At 33.0% G+C, this 22,634-nt stretch carries 19 protein-coding genes; 7 read left to right on the forward strand and 12 right to left on the reverse strand.

The features are described from left to right. Positions 1-6 precede the first annotated feature (6 nt). The gene (thrC, locus tag DG435_RS02440) at positions 7-1,296 is read left to right on the forward strand and encodes a threonine synthase (protein ID WP_106791312.1); all 1,290 of its coding nucleotides are present in this window, start codon (positions 7-9) and stop codon (positions 1,294-1,296) included. A 30-nt stretch (positions 1,297-1,326) separates the two neighbouring features. Here thrC and DG435_RS02445 read toward each other — a convergent pair whose 3' ends face one another. Then, on the reverse strand, positions 1,327-2,211 hold the full coding sequence (locus tag DG435_RS02445) for a M28 family metallopeptidase (RefSeq protein WP_106791311.1): 885 nt from the start codon (positions 2,209-2,211) through the stop codon (positions 1,327-1,329). Positions 2,212-2,309: 98 nt separating this feature from the next. Here DG435_RS02445 and DG435_RS02450 point away from each other — a divergent pair, with 98 nt between their 5' ends. Continuing rightward, positions 2,310-2,897 (forward strand): hypothetical protein, encoded by a 588-nt coding sequence (locus tag DG435_RS02450; protein WP_106791310.1) that lies wholly within the window; start codon positions 2,310-2,312, stop codon positions 2,895-2,897. 93 nt (positions 2,898-2,990) lie between these two features. Here the strand turns inward: DG435_RS02450 and DG435_RS02455 are convergent, their stop codons facing one another. The 7 genes from DG435_RS02455 to DG435_RS02485 form a co-directional block, all read right to left on the reverse strand. Beyond that, positions 2,991-3,560, reverse strand: coding sequence for an NUDIX domain-containing protein (locus DG435_RS02455; RefSeq protein ID WP_106791309.1), 570 nt, complete (start codon positions 3,558-3,560; stop codon positions 2,991-2,993). 174 nt (positions 3,561-3,734) lie between these two features. After that, positions 3,735-4,844 carry a hypothetical protein gene (locus DG435_RS02460; RefSeq protein WP_106791308.1) on the reverse strand — a complete coding sequence of 370 codons (1,110 nt, stop codon included), beginning with the start codon at positions 4,842-4,844 and terminating at the stop codon, positions 3,735-3,737. 13 nt (positions 4,845-4,857) lie between these two features. Further along, entirely contained in the window at positions 4,858-6,273 is a 1,416-nt protein-coding gene (locus DG435_RS02465; RefSeq protein WP_106791307.1) for a RagB/SusD family nutrient uptake outer membrane protein, read from the reverse strand. 10 nt (positions 6,274-6,283) lie between these two features. Further along, positions 6,284-9,655: a TonB-dependent receptor gene (locus DG435_RS02470; protein ID WP_106791306.1), complete on the reverse strand. Its 3,372-nt coding sequence runs from the start codon at positions 9,653-9,655 to the stop codon at positions 6,284-6,286. Between the two features lie 87 nt (positions 9,656-9,742). Next, the gene (locus DG435_RS02475) at positions 9,743-10,717 is read right to left on the reverse strand and encodes a FecR family protein (RefSeq protein WP_106791305.1); all 975 of its coding nucleotides are present in this window, start codon (positions 10,715-10,717) and stop codon (positions 9,743-9,745) included. Positions 10,718-10,786: 69 nt separating this feature from the next. Further along, positions 10,787-11,359, reverse strand: a complete 573-nt coding sequence (locus tag DG435_RS02480) for an RNA polymerase sigma-70 factor (RefSeq protein ID WP_159025455.1) — start codon at positions 11,357-11,359, stop codon at positions 10,787-10,789. 194 nt (positions 11,360-11,553) lie between these two features. Continuing rightward, complete coding sequence (locus DG435_RS02485; RefSeq protein WP_106791303.1) at positions 11,554-11,967, reverse strand: DUF3052 domain-containing protein; 414 nt, start codon at positions 11,965-11,967, stop codon at positions 11,554-11,556. 226 nt (positions 11,968-12,193) lie between these two features. On the opposite strand from DG435_RS02485, the gene gcvT reads away from it, so the two are divergent. From gcvT to DG435_RS02510, 4 genes are all read left to right on the forward strand, one after another. After that, positions 12,194-13,276 (forward strand): glycine cleavage system aminomethyltransferase GcvT, encoded by a 1,083-nt coding sequence (gcvT, locus tag DG435_RS02490; protein WP_106791302.1) that lies wholly within the window; start codon positions 12,194-12,196, stop codon positions 13,274-13,276. A gap of 81 nt (positions 13,277-13,357) precedes the next feature. Beyond that, on the forward strand, positions 13,358-14,173 hold the full coding sequence (locus DG435_RS02495) for a sugar nucleotide-binding protein (RefSeq protein ID WP_106791301.1): 816 nt from the start codon (positions 13,358-13,360) through the stop codon (positions 14,171-14,173). 57 nt (positions 14,174-14,230) lie between these two features. Then, positions 14,231-14,644 (forward strand): thiol-disulfide oxidoreductase DCC family protein, encoded by a 414-nt coding sequence (locus tag DG435_RS02500; RefSeq protein ID WP_106791300.1) that lies wholly within the window; start codon positions 14,231-14,233, stop codon positions 14,642-14,644. Between the two features lie 433 nt (positions 14,645-15,077). Next, entirely contained in the window at positions 15,078-16,943 is a 1,866-nt protein-coding gene (locus DG435_RS02510) for a DUF4139 domain-containing protein (RefSeq protein WP_106791298.1), read from the forward strand. Here the strand turns inward: DG435_RS02510 and DG435_RS02515 are convergent. Further along, entirely contained in the window at positions 16,940-17,353 is a 414-nt protein-coding gene (locus tag DG435_RS02515; RefSeq protein ID WP_159025454.1) for a hypothetical protein, read from the reverse strand. The two genes, DG435_RS02510 and DG435_RS02515, sit on opposite strands and share 4 nt — an antisense overlap. Before the next feature lie 116 nt (positions 17,354-17,469). Then, a complete protein-coding gene (locus DG435_RS02520; protein ID WP_106791296.1) occupies positions 17,470-18,912 on the reverse strand; it encodes an aminotransferase class I/II-fold pyridoxal phosphate-dependent enzyme in 1,443 nt (480 codons plus the stop codon). 119 nt (positions 18,913-19,031) lie between these two features. Here DG435_RS02520 and DG435_RS02525 point away from each other — a divergent pair, with 119 nt between their 5' ends. Beyond that, positions 19,032-19,913: a LysR family transcriptional regulator gene (locus DG435_RS02525; RefSeq protein ID WP_106791295.1), complete on the forward strand. Its 882-nt coding sequence runs from the start codon at positions 19,032-19,034 to the stop codon at positions 19,911-19,913. A gap of 25 nt (positions 19,914-19,938) precedes the next feature. Here DG435_RS02525 and DG435_RS02530 read toward each other — a convergent pair whose 3' ends face one another. Beyond that, entirely contained in the window at positions 19,939-21,261 is a 1,323-nt protein-coding gene (locus tag DG435_RS02530) for a dicarboxylate/amino acid:cation symporter (RefSeq protein WP_106791294.1), read from the reverse strand. A 178-nt stretch (positions 21,262-21,439) separates the two neighbouring features. After that, on the reverse strand, positions 21,440-22,504 hold the full coding sequence (aroC, locus tag DG435_RS02535; RefSeq protein ID WP_106791293.1) for a chorismate synthase: 1,065 nt from the start codon (positions 22,502-22,504) through the stop codon (positions 21,440-21,442). Positions 22,505-22,634: the final 130 nt, after the last annotated feature.

The raw sequence follows: 22,634 nt of genomic DNA on the forward strand, positions 1-22,634 counted from the left end.
AAAACAATGCAATACTATAGTTTAAATAATAATGCTCCTAAAGTATCTTTTTCTGAAGCTGTCATAAAAGGTTTAGCTCCAGATCGAGGATTATACTTTCCAGAAAACATAACACCATTACCTAGTTCGTTTTTTGAAAACATCGAACATCTGGATAACATTGAAATTGCCTATCAGGCTATACATCAATTTGTTGGGGATGAAATACCAGAGCCAGAGTTACGAGACATTCTGGCAGATGTTTTGAGTTTTGATTTTCCAGTAATAGAAGTTGAAAATAATATAGGAACATTAGAACTATTTCATGGTCCTACAATGGCTTTTAAAGATGTAGGAGCTCGTTTTATGGCGCGATGCTTAGGGTATTTTAATAGAAATAACGAAAATCAGGTTACTGTTTTGGTTGCTACTTCTGGGGATACTGGTGGTGCAGTTGCAAATGGTTTTTTAGGAGTAAAAGGTGTAAATGTGGTTATTCTCTATCCAAGTGGAAAAGTAAGTGAAATACAAGAAAAGCAACTAACCACACTTGGGCAAAACATAACAGCATTAGAAATCGACGGAGTTTTTGATGACTGCCAGGAAATGGTAAAAACTGCATTTCTAGATGCGAGCATTACTGATCATAAACAATTAACCTCAGCAAATTCTATCAATGTGGCTCGGTGGCTCCCACAATTATTTTATTTCTTGTTTGCCTACAAACAGGTTAAACATAAGAAAAAAGATATCGTGTTTTCTGTCCCAAGTGGTAATTTTGGTAATATTTGCGCAGGAATTGTTGCTCATAAATTAGGGCTTCCTGTTAAACAATTTGTGGCTTCGACCAATATAAATGATACCGTTGTTAGGTATTTAGAAACTTCAGAATACCAACCAAAACCATCAAAAGCTACTATTTCTAATGCAATGGATGTAGGTAATCCAAGTAATTTTATCAGAATACAACAGCTTTTTAATCATAATTTTGCTGACCTTAAGAATAACTTCTCTGCTTATAGTTTTAATGATAATCAAACCAGAGAGGCTATGAAGATGATATATAACCAAACAGGGTATATTTCTGATCCGCATGGTGCTGTTGGGTATTTAGGCCTTAAAAAACAAGAACTTACTAATAATGAATATGGTATATTTCTAGAAACTGCACACCCTGTGAAATTTCTAAATATAGTCGAGGAAACTTTGGACACAACTATAGAAATCCCTAGTCAAATCCAAAAAGTAATGCATAAGGAAAAACATAGTATAACAGTAAATAGTTATGAAAAACTAAAAGAGTTCTTACTTAAGTAAGAACTCTTTTAAAAATATAGTTTTTATTTTTTAATCTGTAGCTAAAGATTTCATCACTCCATGAACGATATCAGTAGTAGATGCCAGGTATTTAAAATTTACCGTTGTATACTTATCTTCACTCTGACGTACAAACGGTGAATTATCTGCATTTTTTAATTCTGCAGTAAGTGTCACAGTTTCGAAACCAAAATTGGCAAAAAATCTACTTTCTGGTGTAGCCACTTCTCTCTTATATATAGGCACGGGAGATTCAAGACGATATAATGACTCTAGGCTAAGGCTAGATGCTAGCATTTCTATAGCTCTATCTTCATCATTATCCCACCCCATATAATCAGATCGGTGCATGGAATGAATATTATATTCTTCATCTTTCAATTTTTTGGTAAACATTCTTGTACCTACCATATTACTTTTCCAGTGGTCAAAAAATACAACCATGAAATTTATTTTGCGTTCCTCTAATTTTGCTAATTTCATTGCAACATAATATGCAATCGCAACACCTGTAGCATTATGAACCGCACCAGGGCTGTCCTTAACAGTGTCATAATGTGCTGCTATCACAACATATTCATCACTACCATTGGTAGCCGGAATCTCTGCAAAGATATTTGCGCCATTAAATAAATTTCCTTTCTTATCCTTTACATTATAAGTATGTCTTTCAGGTTTAAGTCCTATATCTTTTAAAGAACTAAACAAAAAATCGGCAGTAGTTTTCCTCTCGGAGGAGGTTGATCTACTTTTTAATTTTTTTCTTCCTCTAATAGGTTCATGGCCAGTGAGCTTGGCAACAATTCCTTTTTGGACATTAATAATCTCTGCTTCTTTTCGATCTTGTTCAGTCTGAGCTGGGGCCATCTGAATTGCGAAAATAAATAATAGTAAAAATTCTCTATAATAATTCATTTTGTAGGTTTTGTATTCTTTTTCCCTTTAACACAAATTTATGAAAAATCTGTAATTAAACAATTTTGTATTTTTATTGCATAAAATAACACTTTAATATGTCTTTTGCAAAAACCATACCTTTTATTATAATAACGTTATTATTTGTTCAATGTGGCAATGATTCCAATACTAAAAATTTATTAAGTGCTTCTGAAAATTGGAGGGGCGAAGTTATTGAATTTCCTTTAGAATTTGCTACTTCCTTACAATATTCGGGTATTGAACATGTGCGTTTTGCTCCAGGATGGGGAAAAGAAGGCGCTTCTGACTATTTTTCATATGCATTTTTGTGGGATTTAAGTGAAAACCCACAGTTGTCTGCTAAAAAACTTGAGTCTGAAATGGAAACATATTTTGATGGCTTAATGCGTTTGGTATCCAAAATGGATTCAGAGCAAAAGAATAAAATACCTAAGTCTAAGGCTTTTTTTGAAAAAGTAAATGGTTCTGTATATGTAGGAAAAATACTTACTTATGATGCTTTTACTACAAAAAAAGAAGTGAATCTAAATATCACAGTGAAGTATAGTATGTGTGAGTTACAAGATAAGCACCTAGTATTATTTAATATATCTCCGCAATCCCTCGAACATCAAATCTGGAAGAAATTAAAAAAAGTGACCGTTACTATGAATTGCAAATAACAAGTTCTTTTTTAATTCATAAAGATTCTTTTTGTTTTACTGCCTATTATTAAGCAGTCATTTCGTATACGATATAAGTATCCTGAAAATAGTTTAAAGCCAGGTTGTTTTAAACCACTGGAGTGCTATAATGGTTTTTGCATCACATATTCTTCCTGATTCTAATAGATCATCAATTTCTGAAATATGGTGCTTACATAGCTCAATATCTTCATCCTCTTCCTGTAATCCTCCCCCAACATATATTTTATCTTTTTCAGAAACTTCTCCATAATATAGATACATACGCTCAGAAGAGCCCCCTGGAGTAGCATAAAATGTAGTTATATGCTCTAAACTATCAACTAGATATCCTGTTTCTTCTTTAGCTTCACGAATTGCACATGTAACAGGATCTTCATTTTCTTCTAAACCTCCGGCAGGAATCTCTAAAAGCCAGCCATTACCATTTTTTGTAGTAGGATAACGAAATTGGTTAATCAATATCAGGTGATCAGTATTTTTTTCATACAATAAAATTGCGACAGAATCTCCCCGATCTACCATTTCTCGAGAATACGTTATGGGAGTATCTTTATGAAAACGATCGTGAGTAACTACTGCCTTTTTTACTTTTAAAAAACCATCGTAGACCAGGTTCTCATTAAGAATTTTATAATCCATCCAGTTATAATTAGGCGCACAAAACATCGTGTTTTACTGCTAACAAGATATGGATTTAAATGGAAATATAATATCAGTCACTGGTCAGAGTTTGATTAATAAAAATGGGCTCGACTAATTTTAATATCAATCGAACCCATTATCAATAACTAACTCAAATCCCTTTACTTTTTTCTATAAAATTCCTTTTATCGATATAGAATCTAAAATAATCATTTCTGTACCTGCACCATTTCTAAATGTTACTACTAATTTCCCTGTAGCTAATTTGTTATCTGGTATTGGTATTCTCAATTCTTGCCATGTTCCTTCTACAGCTTCAACATCATCATCAAAAATAGAAAGAATGGGGTCTCCTAAACCATCTGCTGTTTCAAAGTAAACTACTACTCCATCTTCTGTTTCCCACGAAGTGGTTCTAAAAAACAATTTTATATCTAGCACGGCATTAGTCACATCTGGATTTAAGCCCGTAATTTCATCAAAGGTTAGTGTTACAAAGCCATCGAGATCGGATGTTACATATCCTTGGTTTCCATCAATAGAATTAGTTTCGAAACTATCAGGGTTTGCAGAAGTAACCGTAGTATTATAGACTCCCATTATTTCCTGTTCAATCGCACTAACGCTAGCAGCCAAAAAGGACGCTGTAAAACCCAGCTCATCACCTGTACTTACATAACTTACATATGGTACTTCTGATGCCGGGTCTGTATCCTGAATATTTGGTAACGGATCTTGTGTTGCAGCTGGACGCGGATATCTGGTTAAGGTTCCAAAAGTTGGTACTTCTTCAAAACTGGTATATCCAAATTCAAAAAGATCATCTTCTCCAATATTCACCGTTACACTTTTATTTTCTCTTTTGTCTGGTTCCCCTAAGATATAGCCTTGTATAGATTGAAGATTAAATGTCACTGCTCTTGATCCTTTAGAAAGATCATCATTAACCAAAGATTCTAGTAGTATCACATCTACTGTTGATTGCCCGGCAGGTAAGATAAAGCTTCCCGAACTTGCTGGAAGCATAAAATCAATTCCTTCTTGAGCAGCATCCTCATCTGGAAATGCCACGGTATAGTTCACCGTTAGGTCTTCAGAAAGAAGTTCACCCGAATATGTAAAAGTAGTAGTAACAGCTCCCATATCAGATTCAAGAACATTAATTTCATTAGTTTTAAAAGAAATATAATTAAATTCAGAGGGTAATAGTACGTCGTTTTCAGTATCACAACCTAGGATACTTACTAAACCTATGAGGTATATAAATTTTATACTTTTCATGTTTGTTTCGTTTTTAATATCCTGGATTTTGTTGATTAGCGATATTTGGATTTACATTGATTTCATCAATAGGTACAGGTAAGATTGTTCTATTGGCTGGGGCATTAATCTCGATTGGATCCCCATCTTGTCTGTATTTATTAAAAGTGATACCATGTCTGGTAAGATCAAAGAGCCTAAATCCTTCAAAAGCTAATTCTTTTCTTCTTTCTAGTAAAATTTTATCCTGTAGTGCTTGTCCTGTTTCTGTTGATACTGGTAATGTATCTGGAGGAACAGGTATTTCTAATGCACGATGGATAATTACATCTAAAGCTTGCTGAGCATCAGTATCTTCATTTAATTGCGCATGTGCTTCTGCTTTTATCAAATACATCTCTGAAAGTCGTAAAACATGTACATTATCATCCTGAGTATCGTTGCGAGGAAATTTTTGTATTAGATTTACTGCCCCATCTGCTGGGTACAACTCTTTTCTAATATCTGTATCAGATAAATTACTCTTAAAATTATCAGTTGCAAATGCATCTTTATAATTAAGGTAAAAATGACTAATTGAATTTGAACCCGAATTATCAGTTTCATTATTAGCTACAACAAATAAACTTTCTGAGTTAAAGTCCTCTGCCCAACCTGCAATATAATTATCCCTTGTTAGCAAACTTTTACCGCTAGTATTAATAACATCGGTAGCCATATCTCTGGCTCCAGCCCAATTCTCTTGATGTAAGTACACTCTTGCCAATAGTCCTTTGGCAGCATTGATATCCAATCTTGTAGGTCTGGATTCTGTACGCATCAGATTAATAGCTTCCATCAAATCACTAATTATTTGCTGATAAACGACAGCTGTTGTACTCCGCGGAGGTTCTTGAATATCTGCTCCATCACCTAATAGTTCAAAATCTGGTATTGGAACACCTAAATGAGAAGCATCTATAGTAAAATTATAAGGTTGAGCAAATAACAGCTGAAAATTATGAAAAGCCAACGCTCTCAACGCATACATTTCTCCTATATACTGATCTGCATCTTCTTGTACTGTTTCGGGAAAAGATAATTTCTTACCTTCACGTATTACAATTGAAGTAGTAGCGATTATTCGAGATATAATATTCCATGCCTCGTTAGTTCTAGCATCATTTGATGTAACTATATAATCGTCAAATTCTAAATACCTTCCTGTATTATCAAAAGCATCTATAAATGCATTATCCGACATAATCTCTGGCAATAGCGTAAAAGTTCTGTTGTATACCGCTGGATTTGCAAGGAAACTATATGCTCCACTAGTAGCGAGTTTCAAAGAGTTGATATCTGTAATTGCATCTTCTACTTCAACAGCATCAGAAAAACGTTGCTCTAAAGTATCCTCACACGATGATAATGTGAGTAGTATGGTAATAAATATATAAGTGTATTTTTTCATGATAATTCGTTTAAAATGTGATGTCTAAACCTAAAAACAATGTACTTGAAATAGGTATTTCCTGATTCAATCTACCGTCTGATCCTGCTTCGGGATCTCTTTCTAATCGATCATCTTTTATAAAAGTGTATAGATTAGTTCCTTTAACATACACTCGGGCATTAGAAAGCCCTATTCTTTCTATTGAAGCTAATGGAAGATCATAAGAAAGTGTTACTTCTCTTAATCTCACATAGCTTCCATCATACACAAATCTACTTGACCGTAGCGCAGAACTACCTGATTGCCCATTTCCATATACAAAGGCTGGAATATCTGTAACATCTCCTGGCTTTTGCCATCTTCTGTTATAAGTACCACGACTCACATTTCCGGTAGAAGATAAACGTCGAGAACCATCACTATTAGTAAACCTGTTCCATGTATCATATACCAAACCTCCCCAGGCAGTATATATTTGAAAATCCAGAGTAATTCCTTTGTATGAAAAAGAATTTCTTAGACCTGCATAAAAATCGGGAGTTGCATTTCCTATAATTACCTGGTCTGCATTATTATAATTTGAAGTTACTTCTGTTCTGGTATCATCAACATACCAAAGAGCATTACCATTTGCGGGATCTACTCCTGCATATCGTGGTAAATAAAAAGTTTCTATGTCCTCTCCAATTGCCACAATACTAGTACCGCCTATTATTGGGTCGCCTCCCCTACTTAATTTAGTAACTTCATTTTTATTTGCTGTAAAATTGAAATTTGTAGTCCATGTAAATCCTTCGGTATTCGAAACAATATTACGAGAAGTAATATCGAATTCTACCCCGGTGTTTTCCATTGATCCAATATTTTCTGCGATATTATTTCCTTCACTACCATCCTCTCCTCCATCTCCATTAGCAGCAGAAATAGGTCTTTGTCTTAGTAGATCAGTTGTTTCTCTGGTGTACCAATCAACACTACCTTGTATTCTATTATTTAAAAAAGAATAGTCTAATCCTACATTAAAAGCTTTGTTTAACTCCCATTTAATATCAGGATTTCCCACAGATGTAAAAATCAAACCAGGGTTACCATCACTATCATTAACTCTAAATAGGTTAAATATTCCCGTCTCTGGGTCATTACCATTTACACCGTAACTCGATCTTAGTTTCAGATCATTTACAAAACCTACAGAGTTCATAAATGATTCATTAGCTATATTCCATCCCAGTCCAACAGACCAAAATATTGCAAATTGATTATTTTCGCCAAAACTTGAAGATCCATCACGTCGTACAGAGCCACTTATCAAATATTTATCATTTTGTGAATATTCTGCATTAAGAAATACAGAGTTTAAACCACTTTGCGCTTTATTCGTAGAAGCCAAGGTTGGAGTACTACCATTATTCAGATCTTCAAACCCATCTGGAATATTTTCTACAGTAAGATCACTGAATTTATTTCTGGTTTTTTGTAATTCGTACCCTCCAAACGCAGTTAAACTATTGTTTTTCCAATTCAGGTTATAACGTAGTAAATTTCTAAACAGCCAGGAAAATAAGAAGTTAGAATCCTGTTCTCCCCTACCTAAAGGTCTTCCATCTCCATAACCCGCAGGGAGTCTTACAAACTCATCCTGAAATGTTTGATTCATATTAATTAAAGACTCAAAAGAGAGGCTTTTTACAATTTCATATGATAATCCTGCTCCGGCTAATATTCTATGATCAATATCTTTTCGTATCTCATCTTGCGCTTGGGCAATTGGATTATGAGTACTATTAAACCCAAAATTAAATGTTCCATCCTCATTATAAGGAGATATATCTGGTCGAATTCTGTATATCGAACGAACTGGATTGGCAAACTGTCCTCCTCTTGGTCTTTCTTTAGAAATTGATTTGTTATAAGAGATATTAACGTCCAGTTTTAAACGATCTGTAAATTTATGATCGACTTTTAACCTCGTATTCATCCGTTCTAATTGAGAATTTAGAATAATTCCTTCTTGATTAAAATACCCTCCAGAAAGATAAAATTTTGTGTTTTCTGCTCCTCCTCTTACAGAGAGATTATGCTGTTGATATAATCCATCTCTAGTAAGTTCATCATACCAATCTGTATTCACATCTGGATTAAATCCATTATCAGTCAAAAAAGTTAATGCATCAGCATCGTTATCGCGTATTCCTGCATTTTGAACTCCTTCTACCAATAATTCTTGCAATTCTGAAGTATTTAATGGTTTAAACCGTTCTGCAACAGTTGCTGATGACAAACCAGATTGAACGCTATATGAAACCTGAGTTTTACCTGATACACCTGATTTGGTTTTTATAACGATTACCCCATTAGCTCCTCTTACTCCATAAATAGAAGTAGCAGCAGCATCTTTTAGAATAGAAATTGCTTCAATATCATTTGGGTTAAGTGATGTTACCACTGCAGAATTTGTGGTTTGAAAACCATCAATAACATATAGAGGAAATGCAGATTCAAATGATCCAACTCCCCGTATTCTTACATTGGGAGACGCTCCTGGTTGCCCACTACTTGCAGTTACTTGTACACCTGCAATATTACCTTGAATACTCTCCTGTAAGGCTGCTCTTGGGGTAGCAGTAATTGATTTTACATCTACATTTAGTGCCGAGCCTGTAAGTCTGGATTTTCGTTGAACACCATACCCGGTTACAATAACTTCTTCTAGATTACTAATATCTTCTTTTAGGGCTACATCAATAGTATTCTTATTTACTATAACCTCCTGGGTTTCAAAACCTACATAAGAAAATACCAGAGCATCACCTTGATTTGCTTCTAATTTATAATTCCCATCAAAGTCGGTTAATGTCCCTTTATTTGTACCCTTAATAACCACATTTACCCCAGGTAAAGGGTAACCTTCTTCACTTAGTACATTACCGCTTACAAAATTTTGCTGTGTTTTAGTTTTATCGCTAATGGTACTTTTATTGGTTTGCTCTATCGATTTTTCTTCCATGTAATCTAATAGATTCTTAAGCGCTAAATCTGATGTTTTTACATTTCTTGGAAATAAAACTATTTGATTTTTATAAATCTTAAAATTTATATTAGTATCATCAAATAGTCCGTACAATACTTTTTTTACCCGCTCATTAGTGGCTGTAAGAGATACTTTTCTTGAAATATCAACCAAATTGTTATTATAAAAGAAGCGGAATTCACTTTTTTGTTCAATCTCTTCAATGGCCATCTGCAATGTAACTTCCTCCAGGGAGATCGATATATTTTGAGAATATGTATTAAATGAAAATAGCTTTGAAATAGTAATACAAATAAGTAAAGAATAAATTTTCATAATTCTTATAAGATGTTTTCTGGATAAGAAAACTCCGGAAAGGTTTTTTTTCATAATTTTGTGTGATTTTAATTATTCTAATTCTGAGTCTAATTAAATGATTAATAGAGGAGGATGTTGCCGCATCCTCTTCTCTATTTATTATTCTGAATTTAGCATGACTTTGTTGTTTACATTTTTATAATTAATAGGTGAAGACATTTTAAGGAGTTCTAAAACCTCTTTTAGGGTAAGGTTATCAAACTCTCCTGTATACTTATACTGTAGAAGTGAATCAGATTTAATTACAAACTCTACATTATATTTTCTGTTTAGATCTAATACAACTTGTTTTAATGGGGTTTTATCAAAAATTAATTTACCTTCTTGCCAGGCAACTATATTTTTAGAATCTACTCTATCCACTTTGATATTACTTTTTTCTTTATCAAAAACTGCCCTCTGGGACGGTTCTAAAACGATGGGTTTTTCTATTTGTTGTTGAAAAACTTCAACTTTTCCTGTCACCAATGTAGTTTCAATTTTTTCGTCTTTTGGATAGGATTTTACATTAAATGATGTACCCAAAACTCTAATATTGATATGGTCGGTAGTAACTATAAAAGGTTTGGTAACATCTCTCTTTATATCAAAAAATGCTTCTCCTATTAAAGTAACTTTTCTTATACTATCTGTAAATGTATTAGGATAAGTAAGACTACTATTTGCATTTAATACAATAGTAGAACCATCAGGTAAGACTACTGTTTTGTACCCACCATGGCTTGTAGTTACATGCTTGGTGGTGGTGCTAAAAATTTCTGTAGTATCAACAATCAAATCGTTATCAGGAAAAGATGTGAACATATACCACGACATAAAAGGGACTATTATCGATGCTGCAATAGCTGCATAGTAATATCTTCTTTTCTTAGATTTCTTTGAAGAAAAGCGTTGGTATTGAACATTAACGTCCATATCACTTAACGAATCCAAAGTAGAAGCAACATATTCTGCTTTTAATAAATTGAATTGTTTTTGATGCTCGTTATCTTTCTTGATCCATTCAATTACTAATTTCTTTTCATCAGGACTGGTATCTCCCTTTATATACTTTATAAGGTCTTTTTCTTGCATTAATTACAGTCTTATATTTATACAGACGTACAAATACGTATTACCCCCCCAATTATTTTTGGTTTTTTTTTAAAAAAAAGATAAAAATTCGCGTAGATGTAGCCTCATATGCTTTATAGCTTTAGACATATGATTCTCTACAGTTTTAATTGAAATATCTAATTCATCAGATATTTCTCTATTCTTTAAACCTTCAATCCGGCTTTTTACAAAAACTTTTTTGCATTTTTTGGGAAGTAATTCAATACCCGTCTGTATTCTTTGTTCTAATTCTTTCTCTAGTATAGAAGAAGCATCTTTATCTGCAAGTGCACTATGATTTATAAATGCTTCAAGTTGCACTATATTATTCGAGCGATTAAGCTTATATTTTTTGGATCGTAAATAATCCAGGCAGGAATTTTTAGTGCTCCTAAATAGGTATCCATTAATATTAGTGGTAATATTCTTCTTGTTTTTCCAGATTTTCACAAATACGTCCTGTACTATCTCTTCTGCTTCTTCTTTATTAGAAACATAGCTTTGAGCTACATATAATAACTTACTATAATAAAGTTCAAAAAGAATTTTGAAGGCTTCTTCATTTCCTTCATTTATATTCTTAATGAAAAAGCTTTGTGATATTTGCGATTCCTTTTTCACTAGTACAATAATTCATGATAAAGGTAAATATTTTTTTTTAACGATACTACAACAAATAATTAACATTAAAAATTTCATTTTCACAAAACCATCAACTTTCTTCTGACATATACATATATATGCAGGGTTTTTATTGATTTTTTGTTTTTTTCTAAAGGCATTAAAAAGAAGTATAACAAGAAAGTTTTATTCCATTAATTTCTATCCTTGATTCTGTATACAAATTTTAATCCACTCCAATCTTCATCTATTGCTGCCACTTTTACATCAACTAACCCTATACTAATTAGGTAATTTCTTATAGGATCTCTTTTAAGGTCTGTAGGGATGGATGAGCTTCCTTTAGGCCAACTAACCCATAGCATTCCCTTCTTTTTTAAAGCAATTTTATAAATAACCGCTACTTCCTGTAATTCCTTAAAAGTGGTACAAAAAATATGAATAAAATCTACACTTTCATTTTTAGGCTGTTTCACCTCTTCAATCCCTTTTGGTAAATCTGAAAAAAGAGTGTAATAATGATTTGGTTGTTTATATAGCATTAGTATATTATCCTCTTTAATTCCTAGTTTTTTTGCTAGAGGTGTACCCGAATATCCTGTTGACATAATTAAAATGCATTTACAATAAATTAATAACACTCTTTAAAGTTACTAAATGCTGTGAAATAGAAGAGCTCTTAAAATTATTTTGTACCTTTTATATAATTAAATTTTTAACCATCAATATGATGTCAAACCGATGATTTATTAGGATTATACCAAAAAAGCATTGGATACCTACACAAAGTTTTTTACATTCGGCGTCAATTTGATAACACTAAATCATCTTATTATGCAAAATACTGCTTTGACAGAAATTCATACTGCTTTGGGAGCTAAAATGGTTCCTTTTGCTGGTTATAATATGCCCGTATCTTACGAAGGTGTAAATATAGAACACGAGACAGTACGTAAAAGTGTTGGGGTTTTTGATGTATCTCATATGGGAGAGTTTCTTATTACCGGTCCTAACGCATTAGATCTTATCCAGAAAGTAACTTCTAATGATGCTTCTAAGTTAGTAGACGGAAAAGCACAATACAGTTATTTACCAAATGATAAAGGTGGGGTTGTTGATGATTTAATTGTATATAGAATTGCTGATCAAAAATATCTTATGGTTGTCAATGCATCTAATATCAAAAAAGATTGGGATTGGATAAGCAGCCACAATACAATGAACGCTGATATGCGTGATCTATCTGATGAATATTCTTTATTAGCTATACAAGGGCCAAAAGCTGCAGCTGCTATGCAATCTTTAACCTCTGTTGATCTTGAAGCAATGAAGTTTTACACTTTTGAAGTATCTGATTTTGCAGGCATAGAACATGTTATTATTTCTGCTACAGGATATACCGGTAGTGGTGGTTTTGAAATCTATTGCAAAAATTCTGAAGTAGAACAAATCTGGAGTAAGGTATTAGAAGCTGGAGCGGATTATGATATTAAGCCAATTGGTCTTGCTGCCAGAGATACATTGAGATTAGAAATGGGGTATTGTCTTTATGGCAATGATATTAATGACACTACCTCTCCTATTGAAGCTGGATTAGGGTGGGTTACTAAATTCTCAAAAGATTTTATTAATGCAGAAGCCTTAGCCAAAGAAAAAGAGCATGGTGCAGAGCGTAAATTAATTGGTTTTGAGCTGGACGAACGCGGTATTCCTCGTCATGATTATGATATTGTAGACGGAAACGGAAACAGTATTGGAATAGTAACTTCTGGTACTATGTCGCCTTCTTTAGGAAAAGGAATCGGTCTTGGGTACGTTCCATCGGTTTTTGCTAAACCGGGAAGCAAAATAAATATTCAGGTACGTAAAAACGCAATTCCTGCAACAGTGGTAAAATTGCCTTTCTATAAAGGATAGTTTTACAATAAAAATAGTATAGTTAAGTTTCAAAGTTACAGTAGTAATATTTGGAACTTAATTTTTTTTACACAATTAACATTGAAAAGAATTTTAATCATAGGAGCCAGTGGTTTTATAGGAAATGCGCTATATAAAGAGCTTAATTCTTATTTTGATACCTATGGTACATATCATACGGATAATACTTTTTTTGAAAAAAATCAAAAGTTCTTTCAGTATGATATGGAAATGGAAGATATCTCTATTTTACTGGATAATCTTAAGCCTACCATTATTATTACTACCCTTAGAGGTAACTTTAATTCACAATTGGATGCACACCAACGTATAATACAATGGATTCAAAAACATAAATGCCGACTTGTTTTTATATCCAGTGCTAATGTATTTGACTCTTTTAGTAACTATCCATCATACGAATATGACAAAACGCTTAGTGATAGCGTTTTTGGAAGATTTAAGATCAAAATTGAAAATGCACTATTACGATTGCCTGCTCATAAATACGTAATAGCTCGTGTACCTATGATTTTTGGCTCTACAACTCCAAGAGTACAAGAGCTTAAAACTCTTCACGACCTTAGAGCACCAATAGAAGTTTTTCCTAATGTAATTATTAATGCAACTTCTATATCAAAATTAACACTGCAAATACATTATATCATTAATCGCAATAAGAAAGGAATCTTTCATCTTGGGAGTACTGATCTTATTTATCATCTAGATCTAGTTAAAGAAATTTGTGATGCCTTACAATTAGATGATCCTGTTTTCAAGCAGGTTTATGATTCAAATAATGATCGTTATCTTGCTGTTTTACCAAAAGACAATAAACTTCCTAAAAACCTTCAGATTACTACACAACAAGTTATTAATTCTGTAATTGCGAAATGACTCTTAATGTATTGATAATTGATTATTAATAATATATATTCTCATTATCTTTGTAGTATGGTTGAAGATGGAAAAAAAATTATATTATTTGATGGTGTTTGTAACTTATGCAACACTGCTGTCTTATTTACTATTAAACGAGATAAAAATGATGTATTTCGCTATGCTCCATTACAAAGCAAAATTGGAAAAAGATTAATTGCAGAGAGAAATATTGATCCTACAAAACTAGATTCTATACTATTAATTGATCCAAATATTGCTTACTATTATAAATCAACAGCTGCTTTACATATTGCAAGACAGCTGTCTGGTATATATCCCTTACTTTCGGTTTTTCTTATTTTACCGAGATTCCTTAGAGATTGGATCTATGACATTATTGCCAAAAACAGATATAAATGGTTTGGCAAAAAAGAAAGTTGTATGATTCCAACCCCAGAGCTCAATGCTCTTTTTATAGATCAATAGTAATTGAATCATTATCTACATTCCTTCATTTAGTCTCCGGTGTAATAACCGAAGAACCATTCGTTCTATGCTTTACCGTATGTTCAGTTTGATATTTTTTTCTGAGCTCATTTGATTGAGCATCTAACTTATTAATATTATCAATATGCACAATACTGAGACATATTACTGCAAAGGTAATAAGCACTATGGGTAGTAAAAGCCGTTTCATCTTTATGAGTGTTTATGTGATACTTCAAATGTATAGATAAGAACGATACAGCGTAAGGGGATTTTAACTAAGAATGCTCAGGGGGTTTTTCCCCTGCTAAAAACACAAACGAACAACTTTAAAAAGAAGCGTTACCTAAATCAAAAGGGTAATTCACTCAATTCTGGTTTTTATAAGAAAGACAAGACTATACATTCGCCTTGTAATTAAAACCATACTACTATGAAAACCTATACATTACTATTTTTGTTTTTTTCATTTATAATAGCATCCGGTGCTGAAAAAAAAGCCGAAACTACAATAGAAGAGGTAACCGTGTATCTTGAAGGAGCACAAATAAAACGAATAGCCTCTGTGAATCTAACTTCAGGTACGAATGAGATTATATTATCAGACTTATCTCCCAATATCGATGAAAACAGTATTCAAATATCTGGATTAAAGAATACATCTATTCTTGCCATAAATTTCGCAATTAATTATCTCGAAAAGAAAAAAGATTCTGAAGAGTTAGCATCTTTTAAAAAACAACTAAAGTCAATATTACAGCAAAAAAATAATTTTAATAATAATGTATCGGGTCTTCAACAAGAACAAAAACTTTTAAATAACAATCAACGTATTGGAAGTGATGCTACTCCTATTTCCTTAGAAAAAGTAAAAGAAATTTCTGCTTATTATCGAGAAAGATCAACAGCAATAGAAAACGAAATATACACGCTCAATCAAAAGGTAAATGATCTAAATAATCAAATTCAAGATCTTAAAAATGAGATCAATAAACTTGAAGACCATACCAAAGAAGAACGAGGTGAGATCAAATTAAAACTAGACTCCCCTATTGCCTCTAATTTAATCTTAGAAATACGATATAACGTTGCTAATGCTGGATGGTTTCCTCTATATGATATTAAATCAAATAGCACAGAGTCGCCACTTAACATAACCTATAAAGCAAATGTATATCAACAAACGGGTACAGATTGGAAAAATGCAAATATCATTTTATCTACAGGAGACCCTAATACTAATAATTTGAAACCCGATCTAAGTCCAAAATATTTAAATTTTACATATCGAGGATATAGAAAAGCTAATACAGTTAATAAATATTCCTATAAATACAATCCAACCATAAGAAGAGTATCTGGGATCATTACAGATGAACAGGGAATGCCTCTACCCGGGGTCAATATCATAGAAAAAGGAACAACTAATGGCACACAAACAGATTTTGATGGTAGATACACCATTAATATACAGGGTGGTCGAGAACTTTCTTTTTCCTCTCTCGGGTTTACCAACAAAACAATTCCTATCCACTCGTCATCAATAAATATAGCTCTAGAAATGGATTCTAATCAATTAGATGAAGTAGTTGTTACTTCTAAATTACGAGGAAAAGTTCTAGGTCTTTCTTCTACCAAAAGAAAGGAAGAAAAAAAAGAGTACAACCAAATCGTCGAAACCAAAGAGTCGGGAATAACCAGTACCCGATTTAAGATCAAAAAGAAATACACTATTAATTCTAATGCCGATATTACCGTAATTGCTATTGATGAATTTGATATGAATGCTGATTATCAATACTATACTGCACCAGAACTCAATGAAAACGTATTTCTTACCGCAAAATTAGGGAATTGGGAACAATTTAATCTCTTAGCAGGAGAAGCAAATATCTATTTTGAAGGTAGTTTTGCCGGTAAAACAAATATTGATCCTCTGGCCACAACAGATAGTTTAACCATTTCTCTAGGTGTCGACCCTAATATTGTCGTAAAAAGAGAACTACTCGATAATTTTAAAAGCAAATCCTTTATAGGAAATAATAAAATCATAAATCGTGGATACAAAATAAGCATCAAGAATAACAAACAAAACAAAATCTTTATTACTCTAGAAGATCGCATGCCTGTTTCACAAAATAAAGAAATCAAATTGGATAATATAAATTCTGGTAATGCTAAGTATGATACCAAAACCGGTATTATGATCTGGAAACTAAATATTTCTTCTAACCAAAAAGCAGAAAAACAATTCTCTTACCAGATTAAATACCCAAAAAACAAGCAGATTAATCTTTAACGTTGAAATGTATACCGAAAACCATCTTTAAACTGCTCGTCAATGATAAACTCATCAGTCGTAATCTCAAAATTGCCTAAGTTTCTGTCATTGACGATCAGTTCTTTATTACCATCTATAGTAACAATCGAAAAAGTATAGGTTCCCGTTGGAAATAAATCTTCGATAGAAGAACTAGCAGCATTATTATTTGTTACTTCAACTCTTTTTTTAGTATCATCAAAATCCCAAACAATAATTCCTTTTTCAAAATTCTCATTTACACCTGCAAACCCTCCTGTAATGTTTACTAAATTCCAAATTCCTGTCAAACCAGATGGATTAGGAGCCGGATCAACCGGGTTACCATCATCATCTCCACTACAACCTATCATTGCAAATAAGAACACTATATAAATAAAATGTTTCATCTCAACTATTTTTGGTTACTATCTATATAACAGTAGATGAATTACATTTAGTATCCGTTGCGTTAACAAATGTTAAATATCAAAATATATAACCATATCATTTTATCAGAATCTAACTAAATCAAAGTTTCTGCAATGTGCTCTATTTCGTCTAAAAGAGCTACCAGGTCATCTTTCTGGGTCAATGGATTCATAATTGTAGTTCTTAAATAACGATGCTCTCCTATTGTTGTTTGAACAATATAAAATTTACCAGATTTCACTAACATTTGACGAATAGCATTGTTAAGGGTATTAAGATCTTTATTATCGGTTTTGATATATCTGAAATTAATAATATTTGCTTCTGGCTCTAGTGCTAACTCGAAAGAAGGTCGCTCACTTACCATTTTTGCAAAGATCGAACCCAGGTCATAAAGTCTATCAATATTCTTCTCGAATATTTCTTCTCCATAAGTTTTAAGGATTGTATACACCTTAATAGACATCATTAATTTTGTGCATTCAAAAGTTCGTTTCCCCGAATTGTACCATTCTCTGGTATGCTGAGAATCCCAAAGATATTGAGCTTTTTGAGCAAATGTTTGATATGCATTTTCTCCTTTCTTAAAAATTAACGCTGTGTTTAAAGCTGGAGTCATTAACATTTTATGAAAATCTATAACTACAGAATCGGCACGAGATATTCCATTGGTCAGATGTTGATATTTTTTTGAGAATACCACTCCTCCTCCATGTGCTCCATCTATATGAAACCACAAGTTATTTAGTTCGGCAAAATCAGCTAATGCTTCCAAATCATCATATGATCCGGTAGCAGTAGAAGAAGCACAACCAATTAGTGCAATCACATGAAACCCATCACATTTAGCTTTATCCAGATACTTATTTAATACACTTGTATCTATTTTAAAATCTTTATCCACTGGTACTTTGATAATCCCTTCGCTTCCTAAACCAAGAATTCTAGCCGCTCTATCAATGCAATAATGCGCTTCTTCAGAAACCAGAATTGCCAACTTTTCCTGATGCCCTCGTTCCCAAACGGCAGATGGGGCTTTGGCTTTACGCGCAGCCAATAATGCAGTGAGATTAGCCAAAGTGCCTCCCGAAGTAAGAAAACCAGAAGTTTCTGCAGTGTATCCAATTTTTTTTGCTACAAAATCAGTAACAATTTTTTCAATAGCATTAGCCGCCATTCCCATTTCATATACACCAGTACCATTACTTAATAAATCGGACATCAGTCCAGCCAAAGTTGAAACCAATGCAGGGACTGCTACTTGATGACCAATATATCTTGGATGATGTACCTGTATTGAGTGATCTAAAATGTTTTTAAATACATCTAGTGTTCCCGAATCTGATGCAAAATCTTGTTTCCAATAGGATAATTCTTCATCTGGATTACGAAAAGGTAGTACAGGATGTCCTCGATCAGTCTGGACTTTCTCTAAATGATCAGCTAGTAAATCAATAACTTGATGCCCCATCTTTCTAAAATCTGAAGGATCATAAGCTTTCTCTAATATATCTGTTTTTGGTATTGTATTCTGCATATTGTGTATTAGAATTATATCTTATGGATTAAACAAACATTTAAACATTTCAAAATTAGCTATCTACATTTATAATAAAAAATACTTAATTTTGATAGATTAATAACAAAAAGTTATAAATGACTCTTCAGCAAATAAAAAGTGTAGTTATATTATCAGAAAAGCTAAATTTTACAAGAGCGGCAGAAGAACTAAACATTGTTCAACCAGCCTTAAGTAGGCAAATTAAGCAGCTAGAAGAACAGATTGGGGCTATTCTATTTACAAGAGACAAACGTAACGTAAAACTTACTCCTGCCGGGCAATATTTTGTAAAAGAAGTAAAAAAACAACTTGCTCAATTAGAAAGGATAAAAAAACAAACTGTGAATATTCACAATGGGCATGCCGGAGAGATTAACATAGGCTTTACTCATTCTATAATGCAAACGATTTTGCCCGAAATTTTAAAAACAATTAATTATCAAATACCTGGTATAAAAGCGGTTTTAAAAGAAATGAATAACCGTGATCAATATTTGGCATTACAACAAAACGAATTAGATATTGGCTTTGCTACAAACCCAATGGTTCCTTTTAACTTAAAAAGTAAAGTACTTCGTATTGATAATTTTTTAATATTACTACCAGAAAATCATCCTATCGATAAACATAATTATACAGATTTCTCTGTCTTTTCTAATGAGGAGTTCATATTTCCATCGGTAGCAGATGGCCCTAATTATGTTCATATCCTGGAGTCTATCTGTATTGACGCTGGTTTTGCACCAAAAATTGTTCACGAAACTGATTCTGCAAGTACCAGTTTCAGGCTTGTCGAAGCTGGATTAGGAATCTCCTTCGAACCAGTATCTTCACTACAGGGACATGAGTTTCCTATAAAAATAATTGAATTAAAAAATATAAAACAAAAGGCACAACTGACTATGATGTGGAATCCCGAAAGAGAAACGGAATATCCATTATTATTTGAATTACTTAAAAACTGGGCCGTTAGCTAAATAGAAATAATTTTTTAATTCAAACCTATCCCTGATAATCATCATCCCATTCTTTTACATGGGGTTCACCCAATTTTCCAACTGATTTTGCTACAATCATAGATACAGTAGCATCTCCAGTAACATTAACTGTCGTTCTTAACATATCTAATGGTCTGTCTACTGCAAAGATTAGTGCCAAACCAATTGGTAATTTATCCGACGGGAAACCAATTGCTTCCAATACAATAACCAGCATTACCATCCCTGCTCCGGGAACAGCTGCTGATCCTATTGAAGCCAATAAAGCGGTTAATACAATAGTAATTTGATTGCTAAACGTTAATCCTTCTGGCCAAAGCACTTGCATAATAAATACAGAAGCTACTGCCTGATACAAACTGGTGCCATCCATATTGATAGTCGCACCAACGGGTAATACAAAACTAGATACTTCTTTATCTACACCAATATGCTCTTCTACTCTTTCCATAGTAACAGGAAGTGTAGCTGCGCTAGAACTAGTTGAAAACGCTAATAATTGTGCCGGACTGATTTCTTTTAAAAACCATAATGGTGATTTTTTGGTAATAACAGCTACCAGCATACAATAAAATACAATCATTAAACCTAATCCAAATACGACAACACCGGCATATTTTAATAATGCCAACAATATATCAGGATCATCAGAAGTAACTACTACATTGGCTAATAATGCAAAAACAGCATATGGTGCCGTAAGCATAATTAAATCAACCATTTTTAATACTACATCATTAAGACTATCAAAGAATTTTTTGAGAGGTTCTGATTGTGAAGGCTTTATTAATAACATACTGATACCAAGAAAAATCGCAAAGAATATCACTTGCAACATCATCTTATTATTGCTCATTGCTTTAAAAGCATTTTCAGGTACCATATCAACAATAAATTGTAAAGGACCGCTTTGTTTTTGCTTACCTGCCTCAGCTATACGCTCAGATATTTTAGCGTTACCAGCATATTCTGTAGTTAGTTTTTCTATTGTTTCAGTAGTAATCCCATTTCCTGGTTTAAAAGTATTTACCAATAGTAAACCAATGGTTATTGCAATTACTGTAGTTAAGATATAAATAACGATAGTTCTTCCTCCTATCAGTTTAAATTTTGAAATATCTTTTAGATCAGAGATTCCTTTGATCAAAGAAGCCAAAATTAATGGAACTGCAATTAGCTTTAATAGATTTACAAATATGGTTCCTAAAGGTGCAATCCAATCTCCTGTAAATCCCTTTCCCCATGAAAGTGTTGTCATTAAAAATCCGAATAAGATACCAAGTATCATTCCGATCATAATTTTCCAATGCAGTGCGATTTTTTTCATGTGAAGAATTTATTTTTTAAGCCAAAACAGCGTCCAAGATATAAATTTAAAATAATAAAAAGGGATAGAAATTACGAAATACGAAATAAAAGGTCTGTTTTTTTAGTATATCAGTGTTTTACAGACCTGTAATTTTAATTTATCATCTTGTATTAAAACCAGATTACCTGGTATTAATTTATTTCTTAATTGTTCTATTCATTAACCAATAATCAACAAGTACCAGGGCAGCCATAGCTTCAACAATAGGCACAGCTCTAGGCACAACACAAGGGTCATGTCGTCCTTTTCCCTGCATAGTAACGATATTACCATCTTTATCAATAGTCTCCTGATCCTGCATAATTGTAGCTACTGGTTTAAAGGCTACATTAAAATAGATATCCATCCCATTAGAAATTCCTCCTTGTATACCACCAGATAGATTAGTTTGTGTAGTTCCATCGGTATTAAAAAGATCATTATGCTGACTTCCTTTTAGCTCTGATCCAGCAAAACCACTTCCATACTCAAACCCTTTAACTGCATTAATTGATAACATTGCCTTCCCTAATTCGGCATGTAACTTATCAAAAGCCGGTTCTCCTAATCCCACAGGTGCACCAGAAATAACACAGCTTACAATTCCGCCAACGGTATCTCCTTCTTTTCTAATTTCCTTGATGTAGTGTTCCATTTCCGAAGCCAACTCAGGATCCGGGCATCTTACAATATTACTTTCTGTTAATGACAAATCAAGTTCGGTATGGCTTTTCTCTAATTTAATAGCACCAACACCACTTACATAAGCATTAAATTTTATATCAGACAATACTTGTTTAGCGATTGCTCCTGCTACTACTCTACTTGCTGTTTCACGAGCAGAAGAACGTCCTCCTCCTCTATAATCTCTAATACCATATTTCTGATCATAGGTATAATCTGCATGAGACGGGCGGTAAGAATCTTTAATATGAGAATAATCTTTAGATTTTTGATTTGCATTTTTAATCGCAAAACCAATTGGAGTTCCTGTCGTAACGCCTTCAAAAATGCCAGAATAAAACTCCACACTATCGGGTTCTTTACGTTGTGTAACAATAGCCGACTGGCCAGGTTTACGACGATCCAGTTCTTGTTGGATAGCTTCTAAGTCAAGTGTTACACCAGCGGGGCAACCATCAATGACTCCGCCAATTGCTACTCCGTGTGATTCTCCAAAAGTAGTTACCTTAAATAGGTTACCAAATGTATTTCCTGCCATGCATACAATTTTTAGCAAATGTAATTTTTAATCTTCAAAAATACAGTAGTATTATGATATAAAAAATCGGGTTTCATTTACAAAAATTGAATCAAAATTCATTTTTTACTAAAAGTTAAAAATTGCATCA

It is taken from the genome of Aquimarina sp. Aq78 (assembly GCF_900299525.1).
In the GTDB taxonomy this organism is placed as follows: domain Bacteria; phylum Bacteroidota; class Bacteroidia; order Flavobacteriales; family Flavobacteriaceae; genus Aquimarina.